Source organism: Achromobacter sp. 01N37 (assembly GCF_056399725.1).
In genome coordinates, this window is record NZ_JBFTRX010000011.1 from 168,943 (window position 1) to 180,898 (window position 11,956).

The 11,956-nt window shown below is 63.2% G+C and carries 12 protein-coding genes and 1 pseudogene; 2 read left to right on the forward strand and 11 right to left on the reverse strand.

Features of this window, described 5'->3' with window-relative positions:
* Positions 1-66: 66 nt before the first annotated feature.
* Positions 67-804: pseudogene (locus AC1DSJ_RS21890) on the forward strand (YoaK family protein); the annotation flags it as partial.
* Between the two features lie 133 nt (positions 805-937).
* Here the strand turns inward: AC1DSJ_RS21890 and AC1DSJ_RS21895 are convergent.
* The 5 genes from AC1DSJ_RS21895 to AC1DSJ_RS21915 form a co-directional block, all read right to left on the reverse strand.
* Entirely contained in the window at positions 938-1,702 is a 765-nt protein-coding gene (locus AC1DSJ_RS21895; protein WP_427947347.1) for a hypothetical protein, read from the reverse strand.
* Positions 1,699-2,439 (reverse strand): tetratricopeptide repeat protein, encoded by a 741-nt coding sequence (locus AC1DSJ_RS21900; RefSeq protein ID WP_441372135.1) that lies wholly within the window; start codon positions 2,437-2,439, stop codon positions 1,699-1,701. Before AC1DSJ_RS21900 ends, AC1DSJ_RS21895 begins: the two co-directional genes overlap by 4 nt.
* 133 nt (positions 2,440-2,572) lie before the next feature.
* Positions 2,573-3,121 carry a fasciclin domain-containing protein gene (locus AC1DSJ_RS21905; RefSeq protein WP_441372136.1) on the reverse strand — a complete coding sequence of 183 codons (549 nt, stop codon included), beginning with the start codon at positions 3,119-3,121 and terminating at the stop codon, positions 2,573-2,575.
* Positions 3,122-3,208: 87 nt separating this feature from the next.
* Positions 3,209-3,892, reverse strand: coding sequence for an anti-sigma factor (locus AC1DSJ_RS21910; protein WP_476760393.1), 684 nt, complete (start codon positions 3,890-3,892; stop codon positions 3,209-3,211).
* Entirely contained in the window at positions 3,889-4,434 is a 546-nt protein-coding gene (locus tag AC1DSJ_RS21915; protein ID WP_346553403.1) for a sigma-70 family RNA polymerase sigma factor, read from the reverse strand. The genes AC1DSJ_RS21910 and AC1DSJ_RS21915 overlap by 4 nt, the downstream gene beginning before the upstream one ends.
* A gap of 224 nt (positions 4,435-4,658) precedes the next feature.
* Between AC1DSJ_RS21915 and AC1DSJ_RS21920 the strand changes: the two genes are divergently transcribed.
* Positions 4,659-5,321 (forward strand): thiopurine S-methyltransferase, encoded by a 663-nt coding sequence (locus AC1DSJ_RS21920; RefSeq protein WP_054427908.1) that lies wholly within the window; start codon positions 4,659-4,661, stop codon positions 5,319-5,321.
* Positions 5,322-5,401: 80 nt separating this feature from the next.
* Here the strand turns inward: AC1DSJ_RS21920 and AC1DSJ_RS21925 are convergent, their stop codons facing one another.
* From AC1DSJ_RS21925 to AC1DSJ_RS21950, 6 genes are all read right to left on the reverse strand, one after another.
* A complete protein-coding gene (locus tag AC1DSJ_RS21925; protein ID WP_054427907.1) occupies positions 5,402-6,169 on the reverse strand; it encodes an SDR family oxidoreductase in 768 nt (255 codons plus the stop codon).
* Positions 6,166-7,161 (reverse strand): NAD(P)H-quinone oxidoreductase, encoded by a 996-nt coding sequence (locus AC1DSJ_RS21930; RefSeq protein WP_054427906.1) that lies wholly within the window; start codon positions 7,159-7,161, stop codon positions 6,166-6,168. The genes AC1DSJ_RS21925 and AC1DSJ_RS21930 overlap by 4 nt, the downstream gene beginning before the upstream one ends.
* Positions 7,162-7,177: 16 nt before the next feature.
* Positions 7,178-7,882 carry an ABC transporter ATP-binding protein gene (locus AC1DSJ_RS21935; protein WP_054427905.1) on the reverse strand — a complete coding sequence of 235 codons (705 nt, stop codon included), beginning with the start codon at positions 7,880-7,882 and terminating at the stop codon, positions 7,178-7,180.
* Complete coding sequence (locus AC1DSJ_RS21940; protein WP_054427904.1) at positions 7,875-9,656, reverse strand: branched-chain amino acid ABC transporter ATP-binding protein/permease; 1,782 nt, start codon at positions 9,654-9,656, stop codon at positions 7,875-7,877. Before AC1DSJ_RS21940 ends, AC1DSJ_RS21935 begins: the two co-directional genes overlap by 8 nt.
* A 22-nt stretch (positions 9,657-9,678) precedes the next feature.
* Entirely contained in the window at positions 9,679-10,545 is an 867-nt protein-coding gene (locus AC1DSJ_RS21945) for a branched-chain amino acid ABC transporter permease (protein WP_175171498.1), read from the reverse strand.
* Between the two features lie 121 nt (positions 10,546-10,666).
* Positions 10,667-11,866, reverse strand: a complete 1,200-nt coding sequence (locus AC1DSJ_RS21950; RefSeq protein WP_175171499.1) for an ABC transporter substrate-binding protein — start codon at positions 11,864-11,866, stop codon at positions 10,667-10,669.
* Positions 11,867-11,956: the final 90 nt, after the last annotated feature.

Here is an 11,956-nt window from a genome sequence, read left to right on the forward strand (position 1 = left end):
CTGGCCGGCCGCCACGCGCCATCCCCGACTAGAATGTCTGTCGCGTCGCAATGACAAGGGAACCGCGTGGCCATTCCGTATCTGCGCCGACTGACGGCGGTTAGCCGTAGCCCGCAAGCCAACAGGCATCTTGCCTACCTCCTGACCTTTACCGCCGGCGCGGTCAACGCGGGCGGCTTTTTGGCCGTCCAGCAATACACCTCGCACATGTCGGGCATCGTTTCGATGATGGCCGACCACATGGCGTTGGGCGGCGTGGTGGTGGTGTTGCAGGGCGTGGCGGCGTTGCTGTCGTTCCTGGCGGGTGCGGCCAGCTCCGCGTTCCTGATCAATTTCGGACGGCGCTCGCACCTGGCCAGCGAATACGCGCTGCCGCTGCTGCTGGAAGCCGTGCTGTTGCTGCTATTCGGCCTGCTGGGCGCCAACCTGGAAACGCTGCGCTGGTTCTACGTGCCAGGCACCGTGATGCTGCTGTGCTACATCATGGGCCTGCAAAACGCGATGATCACCAAGGTGTCGCGCTCCGAGATCCGCACGACGCACGTCACCGGCATGGTGACYGACATCGGCATTGAACTGGGCAAGCTGTTTTACTGGAACGTCGCCAAGAGCGATGCGCAGACCACGCCGCACGTGCTCGCCGACCGCGGCAAACTCATCGTGCTGAGCCTGATGGTGTCGCTGTTCTTCGTGGGCGGCGTGACGGGCGCGTATTCGTTCTACCACTTTGGCTTCGGTTCAACCTGGCCGCTGGCGCTGTTGCTGCTGGTGCTGGCGGCGGTGCCGATCACGGACGACATCCGCAGCTTTCTGCGACGCGCCTAGCGCGGCAGCTGTGGCGGCAACGGCAGCGGCAACGTCAGCGGCAACGTCAGCGCCAACGTCAGCGGCAACGGTAATGTCAGCGGCAACGTCAGCGCCAACGGTAATGTCAGCGTCAGCGTTTCGCTTTAGGCGCGGTGGCATGGCCCAGAAAAACCTGTAGCGCGGCGTAGGTTTCGTAATGCAGTTTTTTCAGCCGGGCGTCCTTGGCCGGCTCGGTGATGGCGTAGCCTTTGGCGTCCAGCGGGTAGGGCTCGCCCAGCAGGCGGGCCATGTCGACCTGGTAGTAGCTCGCGTCGCCATAAGGCCGCTTGCCGTCGATCAGGGGCGCGGGCCAGTACCGATCACCTTCGCGCAGCACGGCTTCCAGCTGCTGCGGGTTCGCTTCGCGCCAGGCGGCCGCGCGCAACACCGTCAGGTGTTCGGCGCGCAGTGTAAAACCGCCTTGCGCGTCGACACCGCTTTCGGGAAAGTCGAACGCTTCTTTCATCTCGGCCGGCAGCGTGTAATGGCCCGGCTCCAGTTTGCCCATTGATGCAACGAAGCCGGGCACCAAGCGGCACACCTCGGCCATGCGCCGGATGGCAAGCGCATCATCCGACGTCTTCAACGCCTGGCGCGCGATGGCCAGCGTGTCGGGGCCGCCTAGCAGCGGTTGTTCGAAATCGATGCCCGGTGCGCCCGATTCGATGGGCATCCACAGCACGCGCAGCAACCGTATCAGGGCCACGTGTTGGGAAGACATCGGGATGGCGTCGGCCGGCGTGGCAAACACCTGCCGGATGATCGGCTTGCGGTCGGTGGCGGCTAGTGTGCGCAACGGCGCGGTCAATAGCCAGCCCAAACTCAGACCCGCAAGCAGTGGACGGCGCTTCATCATTGTTTCTCCGGTGAATTCGGCAAATCAGCCAGTGCGGATTTGGCCAGCGTATAGCCCGGCTGAATTCGCAATGCATCTTCATAGGACAGGCGCGCATCGGTCAACCGCCCCACGCGGCGCAGCAAATTACCCTGATTCGTCAGGATCAGCGCACTGGCGGGTTCGGCGCGCACGGCTTTTTGATAAGCGTCCAGCGCTTCGCTTTCGCGGTTCATGGCATCCAGCAACGATGCCTGCAAGTTGTAGCCAATGCTCCAGCCGGGAAAGCGTGTCGTCAGTTCACGGGAGGTCGCCAGCGCGTTGGGCAGGTCAGAACGTTCGGCCTGCGTGCCGGCCTTGTTCACGTAGGCCCATTTGTTGTCGGGGTTCAGCTTGATGGCCTGGTCGAACAGGTCTTGCGCGGCGGGCAGGTCGCCCTGCTGGGCGTGAAGCTTGCCCAGGAACAGCCGCACATCCGCATTGCGGGGATCTTGTCGCGCCATCTCTTCGGCGACACGCTGCGCTTCCGGGCGATTGCCGGCGCGCAACGCGGCCGAGATTTGCGTGTTCAATTCCTGCATGGCGGGGGGCAACTGCTGGATGCGCGCACGCAGGGTGTCGTTCTCCGCCTGGAGTTCCGATTGATAAGCATGGTCCAGCTGCGCTGCACTTTGTGCGTGGGCGGCGGGCAACGCCAGGATCAGCAGCGGTGAGCACAGCAGAAAGGGCAGCAGACGGCGGCGCAGGATCGCAAGCATGGGGTCGGCGGTTCCGGATGAGGAAGGGGAGGAAAATTTGGCTCCTACGATACCGTAAGCCCGGCCAGTAGCGAAAAGGCCCGGCACATAGGCCGGGCGCTTCATCACCTGGCGCGGCACAAGGCCGCAACGATCACTGCGGCATCAGCACCGTATCAATGACGTGGATAACGCCATTGGACTGGTAGACGTCATACGTGCTGATGGTGGACACGCCGCCCTTTTCGTCTTTCAAGGTCAGGTTGTGTTTGCCGTTCATCATCACCCACAGCTTGCCGCCGCTGGCGGTGGTCAGTTCGGTCTTGCCGCCACCCTTCTTGATCTTGGCGGCCAGCGCGTCGAAGTCCAGCTTTCCAGGCACAACGTGGTAGGTCAGGATCTTGGTCAGCGTTGCCTTGTTTTCAGGCTTGACCAGCGTGTCCACCGTGCTGGCAGGCAGCTTGCCGAACGCGGCGTTGGTCGGTGCGAACACCGTGAACGGACCCTTGCCTTGCAGCGTATCGACCAGGCCCGCCGCTTTCACGGCTGCAACCAATGTGGTGTGGTCCGCGGAATTCACGGCGTTCGCCACGATGTTCTTGGCGGGCATCATCGGTTGTCCACCCACCATGACGTCGGCTGCGTACACGGGCGACAGGGTCAGGGCGGAGCAAGCGATGGCAATCGAGGCTAGCAATTTCATGACGATCTCCTTTTGTGTGGCCGTCATGAGGAGATACGCGGCTGGCCTGCGAATGGATGCGCTTATTTCACTAAGGACAAACCCTGATCAGATCACCTTGCCGCTTAACACGACGGGGCCGGTCGGGATGCCATTCGGGGCGCCGCCTTCCGGTTCCAGCGTGATGGCAACCGTATCGCCTTGCAGCGGTGGCAAGCGCGGCGACAGCACGGTGGTCTGGCCGGGCAGCACCACGCCCAATGAACGCGGGGCTTGCCCGGGCGAGATCGCCCACAGTTCCAGCGCGCGGCCATCGGCCAAGGCAACAAGATCCTGCATGGGCTGCACGGACAAGCGCTTGTCCGGCAAGGTGTTCACGACCAGCGCGCCCGGCGTCTTTTCGCCCGACAGCACGGCAACGGTGCGCACGTCTTGCGGCGTGGCGGGCGGTTTGAGCGTCAGGAAGRCCAGCACCACGACGGCCGTGGCCAAGCCGGCAGACAGCGTGCGCCACCATGAAAGACCACGACCCGACGCGGCGCGGGCCGGGGCCGGGCCGGCCGCGGGCGCGATGCGGGCGGCGATGGCCTTCCACACATGGGCCGGCGGCGTTTCAGGAGGCAGGGCAAGCGCCAGCGGCAGCAGCCGGTCTTCCCATTCGGTGACTGCGCGGCGCAGGCCGGCATCGTCGCGCAGCAATTGCTGGAAGCGCCGCCGCGCACCAGAGCGCAGGCCGCCAAGCACGTACTCGGCGGCCAGGCGGTCTTGCAGTTCGGGGTGGCGGTAATTCATTCCAGGCACCTTTTCAGCCGTTGCAACCCACGGCGTATCCAGCTCTTGATCGTTCCTAACGGCGTTTCCAGGCGCGCTGCAATGTCGGGGTGAGCCAGGTCGTCAAAGAACGCCATGGCGATGGCGACGCGCTGCGGTCCCTCCAGCTGGCCCATGCAATCAGCCAGCCGGCGGCCTTCCTGACTGTCTTCCAGTCGGGCAAGCGGGCCGGGGCTGTCGTCGGCCATGGCTAGGGTCAGCGTATCGTCCGGGTCGGGCACCAGAAGGTCGGGGCGCCTCAAGCGGTCAATGCAGCGGTTGCGAACGATACGGGTCATCCACGTCATGGGCTGGCTCTGCTCGGCCTGGTACTGCCCGGCCTGGCGCCAGATCGACACGAAACACTCTTGAAGCACGTCTTCCGCAGCGGCCTGGTCTCTCAACATACGTCTGGCCAGCGCAAACAGATGCGGGGACGCAAGGCGATAAATCTCCGCCAGTGCGGATTCGCGTTTTTCCGCGCACTGAAGGAGCAGGGCCTGGAGGTGCTGGGCGTCGGGCATCGGTTCCTAGGGGGGCAAGGGCGTGCTGTTCCAGAGCATACCCGGGGGCGGTGGTCGCCGTCATCCATCGTGCGGGCACTACAATGCGCCAGTCCGATTTTGCGCGGCATCAAGCGCTCGGGCGGCGATACCCGCTACGCTGGTTACGCCAAGGCATCCGGGCCCCGGCCGGCCCGGCAGAAGCGATGAGCTTGCAACCGAAACACAGGAGGAGCAGACAAAGCATGGACGCAGAATTCTGGTTGGAACGCTGGCGCGAAGGGCGCACGCATTTTCATCAAACCCGAATCACGCCGCTCTTGCAGAAGTATTGGCCCACGTTGGCCGTACCGAAGGGTGGACGGGTGTTGGTGCCGTTATGCGGAAAATCGCTGGACATGGTCTGGCTGGCGGCGCAGGGGCATTCGGTGCTGGGGGTTGAACTCTCGCAGCTCGCGGTGGACCAGTTCTTCACAGAGAACGAGCTGCGGCCGGTGACGCATGAATCCATCTACGGCAAGCACTATGTGGCGGGCAACATCGAGATCATCTGCGGCGACATCTTCAAGCTGGATTCGCAGCTGCTGTCGCATTGCGTGGGCGCGTACGACCGCGCCGCGCTCGTCGCCTTGCCTGCAGACATGCGCGCCGACTATGTGCGGCACGTCTACGGGCAGTTGTCGCCGGCCAGCCGGGGGCTGCTGATCACGCTGGACTACCCGCAGGAAGAAATGGCGGGGCCGCCGTTTGCGGTGCTGGACAGCGAAGTGCAGGCAATCTTCACCGGCGTGTCGCCCGCGGCCATCATTGACCGCCGCGACATTCTTGAAAAAGAACCCAAGTTCCAGAGCGCGGGCGTCAGCCGGCTGGACACGGTGGTGTACCGGCTGGGTGTGCAAGACGCCTGACCGTTGTTGCGTCATCGACGTTGCAGCACCATTGAAAAAGCCCGTTTTCGCAAACGGGCTTTTTTTCTGGGGCAAGGCGCTTACGTCATCAACCAGCCGCCCGCCACATCCAGCACCTGGCCGGTGACGAATCTTGCCTGATCGGACGCGAAGAACAGGCAGGCATCGGCCACTTCTTCGGGCGTGCCCAGCCGGCGCAACGCGGTCACGCGCGTGACCGCGTCGTTGATTTCCTGCGGCACGCTTTTCAGCAGTGGCGTGCTGATGCGCCCGGGCGCCAGCCCGTTCACCGTGACGTCGAACTCGCCCAGCTCGGCGGCCCAGTGGCGCGTCAGGCCGATCAGCCCGGCCTTGGTCGCTGCGTAATGCGCGGCGACGATGTCGCAATACGCCTTGCCGGCCACCGACGACATATTGATCACGCGCCCCTGGCGTTGCTTGACCATATGCGGCGTGGCCAGATGCGTCATGTAGAACACGCTGTTCAGGTTCACCGCGACCACGTTGTTCCATTCGCCGGGCGGCATCTCCCAGACCTTCAGCGCGCGCCCCTCGGTCTTGGGCGAGATGCCGACGTTGTTGACCAGAATCGTGGCTGCGCCCAGCGTCGACGTAATGCGGTCGTACGCGGCCTGGCATTGGTCGAAGTGCGCCACATCTGCCGGCACGAAGACGGCGTCGTGGCCGTGTTTGCGCAGCGTCTTTTCGTAGGCTTGTCCGCCTTGCGCGTTGAAATCAATCAGGCCCACCCGGCCGCCTTCCGCCAGAAAGCCCTCGACAATCGCCGACCCGATGCCGCCCACAGCGCCGGTCACGATAGCGACTTGATCCTGAAAGCGTCCGCTCATGCCTGCACCTTCAGCATGATCTTGCCGATGTGCTTGCTGCTTTCCATCAAGGCATGTGCGCGCGCGGCCTCGGCCAGCGGGAACACTTCGTGAATCAGCGGCAGGCACTGGCCTTGCTCCATCAGCGGCACGACTTTTTCCGCCAGTGATTGCGCGATGGCGCCTTTGTCGTCATCAGACCTGGGGCGCAGCGTGGAACCCGTGAACTGCAGCCGCTTCGTCATGATGGGCAGCGCATCGATTTCGGCTTTGCTGCCTTCAAGGAACGCAATCTGCACCAGCCGGCCGTTGATGCCGAGCGACCGGATGTTCTTGTTGATGTAGGCGCCGCCCACCATGTCCAGAATGACGTCAACGCCCGCGCCATGGGTGGCGAGCCGGATTTCCGCTTCGAAGTCCGCATCGCGGTAAAGCAGCGCGTGGTGCGCGCCCGCTTTCAAGCAGGCGTCGGCCTTGGCCTGGTTGCCAACCGTCGTCCAGATTTCTGCGCCGAATGCGCGCGCCAGTTGAATGGCCGTCAGCCCGATACCGCTGGAGCCGCCATGCACCAGGAATTTTTCGCCGGCCGACAAGCGAGCGCGGTCGAACACATTGGTCCAGACGGTGAAGTAGTTTTCGGGGATGGCGGCAGCGGACAGCATGTCCATGCCGCGCGGCACCGGCAGGCAATGGCGCTCGTCGGCCAGGCAGTACTGCGCGTAACCGCCGCCAGGCGTTAACGCGCAGACGGCGTCGCCCACTTTCCAGGCGGTCACGTCAGGACCCACGGCGATGACGGTGCCGGAGACTTCCAGCCCCAGATAGGGCGATGCGCCCGGGGGCGGCGGGTACGAACCCGAGCGTTGCAGCACGTCGGGGCGGTTGACCCCGGCATAAGCCACTTCGATCAGCAGCTGGCGGCCGGTGGGCGCGTCCATGTCGCGTTCGGCGATGTGCATGCAGTCGGGCGCGCCGCCCTTGCCATGGTCGATGAATGTGCAGCGTAAGGACATAAGGGAATCCTGATCTTCAATGGCCCAGATAGGCCTTCTTTACGTGGGGGTCGCTAAGCAGCTCGGCGCCGGTGCCGGTGCGCACGATGGCGCCGTTTTCCAGCACATAGCCGCGGTCGGCCAGCCGCAAGGTGCGGAATACGTTCTGCTCAACCAGCAGCACCGTCACGCCATGGGACGTGACGTTGCGGATGATGTCGAACATCTGCTGCACCAAGAGCGGCGACAGGCCTAGCGAAGGTTCATCGAACACCAGCAGCTTGGGGTCCGCCATCATGCCGCGCGCAATGGCCACCATCTGCTGCTCACCGCCCGACAACGAGCCGGCGTACTGCGACAGGCGTTCCTTCACGCGCGGAAAAATGCGCAGCACTTCGTCCAGCTTGCGCTGCACGATCGGCCGCGCGGCGCGCTTGTACGACCCCATCAACAGGTTATCTTTCACCGTGAAGTGCGGGAACAACTGGCGGCCTTCGGGAATCATGGTGATCCCGGCGTCCACGATGTCGTAGGGGTTGCGGTTGGTCAGGTCATGGCCTTCGAACTCGACCTTGCCCTGCATGGCGGGAATCACGCCGCACAGCGTCTTCAGCGTCGTGGTCTTGCCCGCGCCGTTGGCGCCGATCAGGGTCACGATTTCGCCCGCGTTGACCTCGAAGTTCAGGCCGTTGAGCACCTGGCTCTTGCCATAGCCCGACGACAGATTCGACACCTTAAGCATCCTGGTACTCCTTGCCCAAATAGGCCTCGATGACGGCGGGGTTCTCGACCACGTCCTTCGGCGCGCCGCTGACCAGCACGGCGCCTTCGTTCAGGACGATGATGCGGTCGGACAGCGCCATCGTGGCCTGCATCATGTGTTCAATCAGCAGCACCGACACGCCCGAATCTCGGATGCGGCGAATCATCTGGATCGACTTTTCAATGTCGGTGGGATTCAGCCCCGCCATCACTTCGTCCAGCAACAGAATGCGCGGCTTGATGGCCAGCGCGCGGGCAATCTCCAGACGCTTCATGCCGCCCACCGTCAGGCTGCGCGCCTCGGTGTTCAAGTACTTGACCAGGTCCGTCTGCTCGGCCACCTTCAGCGCAATCTGCTCGGCCTCGTCGCGGCTGGACGTGCGGATGAACGCGCCCAGCATGATGTTCTCAAGCACCGTCAGGCCCGTGAACGGCTTGGCGATCTGGAAGGTGCGGCCCAGCCCCTTGTGCGCGAACTCGTCCGGCGTCTTGCACGTGACCCAATTGCCGTCCGCATCCAGCATCGAAATGCCGCCCTTGTCGGGCGACAAAAAGCCCGACAGCAGATTGAACACCGTGGTCTTGCCCGCGCCGTTCGGCCCGATCATGCCCAGGATTTCGTTCTGGTTCAGCGTCAGCGACACGTCGTTGGTGGCCCGCAGGCCGCCAAAACTCTTGAACAGCTTGTCGGCCTTCAGCACCGGTTGCTCGACGCGCGTGGCGTTATGCATGCGCAGTTCGTCAGCCAATTTCAGCTTCTTGCGCGGCGTGCCCAGGTAAGGCAGACGCGCCAGCATGCGTTCAATGGCAGGGCCGAACGCGCCGGCCAGACCACGCGGAATGGTCAGCACCACGGCCACCAGAATCAGGCCGTAGATCAGCCCGTGCATGCCGTTGCCCACGCTCGACAACCAGCCGCGCGCAAGCTCGGCAATTGGCAGCACCAGGAAGGTGCCCGCGATGGGGCCAGCAACGGTGCCCAGGCCGCCAATCAACGCGAACATGGCAACCTGAATCGACAGCTCCAGCGAGAACGCCGAGCTCGGGTCCACGAACGTCAGGTAGGTGATGTGGAACGTGCCGATGATGCTGGTCAGCATGGCCGACACGACCGCGGCGATGATCTTCACGCGCACTGTGGGAATGCCCACGGCCAGCGCTGCGTCTTCGCGTTCACGAATGGCGATCAGGTAGTGGCCGATGCGTGACTTGCGGACGTACCAGGACACCCACGTCACGAACAGGAACAGCCCGAACGCGATGATCACGTAGTTGAGCTTTTCGCGGAACACAATCCACGCCCAGCCGATGTTCAGCGGCAGGCTGATACCGCTAGAACCGCCCGTCCAGCTTTCTTCGTGGATGACCAGCAGCCTCACCACTTCAAGAATGGCGATGGTGGCCAGCGCGAAGAACGGGCCGCGCAGCCGCAGCGTGGGGTAGCTGATCAGGATGGCGACTGCGGCCGAAATCGCCGCGCCCGCCAACATGCCGAACCACGGCGAGATGCCGAAGTTCTGCGTGAGCAGCGTCGCGGTATAGCCGCCGATGCCGTAGAACACGGCATGGCCCAGCGACAGCTGCCCTGCGTAGCCGCCCACGATGTTCCAGGCCACCGACAGCGATGAAAAGACGAACAGCAGAACGAAAAGATTGGTCCAGAAAGGCGTGCCCATTACGGCGGGCACGATGAACATGACGATCAGCAGAATCAGGCTGACGTAGGCTTTGGGGCTTCTAAAGTCGGGAAACACGTCTCGCTCCTTGTGGCGTTGATCACTCGGTGCCGACGCCGAACAAACCGTTCGGACGCAGGACAAGGATCAAGAGGAAGATCCCGAAATACACGACCTCTTTCAGGTCGGGGGCGATGTAATAACCGGCCAGCGTATCGACGATGCCAATGATCATTGAACCGGCGACGGCGCCGTACAAACTGCCCAGGCCGCCCAGCACCACGATCACAAATGCCGTCAGCACGAAATACGTGCCGACGGTCGGAAACACCGGATACTGCGGCGCCAGCAGGCCCGCGGCGATGCCGACGAATGCGGTGCCCAGGCCGAAGGCGATGGCGTAGACGTTGTTCACGTTCACGCCCATCAGCGTGGCGGCATAGCGATGTTGGGCCACGGCGCGCAGCGCGCGTCCCAGGTAGGTGCGATGCATGAACAGATGCAGCAGCACGGCCAGGCTGATGCCGACCACAAACGTGATCAATTGGCCCGTCACCATCGAGTAGTTACCGACGTCGATGGCGTTGGTGCCCAGCGCAACCGGCGCGCGATACACGTTGGCGCCGAAGATCACCAGCGCCAGATTGAGCAGGATGGTGGACACGCCCACCGTGGCGAAAATCTGAATGTGCTGGTCGGCGTTAAGCAGCGGCTGGATGATGCCTTTCTGCGTCAGCGCACCCAGCGCGAACAGAATGACGGCCACCGGAACCAGGCCCACATAAGGGTGTACGCCGAATTGCGCGGCGATCAGATAGACCAGGTACATACCGATCATCAGGAACTCGCCGTGCGCAAAGTTCACGACGCGCACGACGCCGAAGATCAGTGTCAGCCCCAGACTGATGATGGTGTACGCGCCACCCAGCAACAGGCCATTGATGACCAGTTGAATGAAGATATCCATGGTGCAACCTCTTAGAGCGGGATGCCGCCCCGGCGCGGCCGCATGGAGTGCAGCCGCGCCGGGGCGCGCAAAACCCGGGAATCGTCAGGCGCCCCCGAGCGCCTGATCACTGGCGTGGCGCTTATTTCTTGAAGACAGGCTTGCCAAGTGCGAGGTTGCTGGGCGCGATGGTGACGAGCTTGCCGTCTTGCCATTGCATGACGTAGAACGTGGAAGCGTTGTTCTGCCCGTCTTCGCCAAAGTCGAAGGCCCAGCCGTTGGCCGTCTGGCCGGCGGGCTTCTTGTAGGCCATGACCGCGGCGCGGATCTTGTCCTTGTCGGTGGATTTGGCGTTGCCGATGGCTTCGAAGAAGGCCTTGGCGCCGACGTAGTTGGTCAGGCTATGGCCGGATTGCGGATCGCTCTTGTAGGTGGATTTGTAGGCTTCCAGGAACTTGTCCAGGCCCGGCGCGCCGGCCGGGTTGATGGACGATTGCGGGAAGTCCAGATCGAACACGCCGTTCATGTCGGCGCCCACCGCTTTGGCGGTATCGGCCAGCGAATAGCCGCCGCCCGCGCCAATCACGACCTTGGGCTTGAAGCCCGCGGCACGCGCCTGGCTGAAGAACAGGATGGCGTCGTTCTGGTAAGCCGTTTGCAACACCACATCAACCTTGGCGCCCTTCAAGCGCAGGATGAGCGACGACAGGTCCACCGTCTTGGCCGAATACGGCAGCACTTCGGCGACCGTGTAGCCCAGCTCTTGCGCGCGCTTCTTTTCGGTCGCCGCCACGTCGGTGCCATAAGGGCCGTCTTCGTGGATGATGCCGATCTTGATGTCCTTGGGGTTCAGCCCCATGCCCGGGGCAATGGTGTCGTGCAGCGCGTTGACGACCGACACGCCGTACAGCGCCGTGTTGGGGTTGCTGCGGAACAGGTACTTGTAGCCGCGCGTCGTGATCTTGTGGGCGGTGGCGCCCAGTTCGAAGTACGGCACGCCGGCCAGTTCCGTCACGGGCGAGGCCGCGTACGAGATGCCCGATGCGTAGCTGCCAAACACGCCGACCACATTGGCCGAAATCAGGCGCTTGGTTTCCGACACGGCTTGCGTCGGGTCAACCGCGTCCGCCTTGACGATTTCAATCTTCTCTCCGTTGACGCCACCCGCAGCGTTGATCTCGTTGACGGCCAGCTCCAGGCCGCGATAGCTCTCTTGCCCCAGGAGCGCAAGCGCGCCGCTGAACGGGAAGAGGGCGCCCACTTTCATGTCGGCCGCTGCGGTGCCGCTTGCCAGTACGCCGCACACGCCCAGCGCCACAATAATCTTGTTGAACTTGAACACTGTCTTCGCTCCTTTGTCGGTTTGGGATGCGGACTGTTTTTTGTGTTGTCCGTCTTTTTTAAATATATGATATATGCGCCGGTCAGGTAC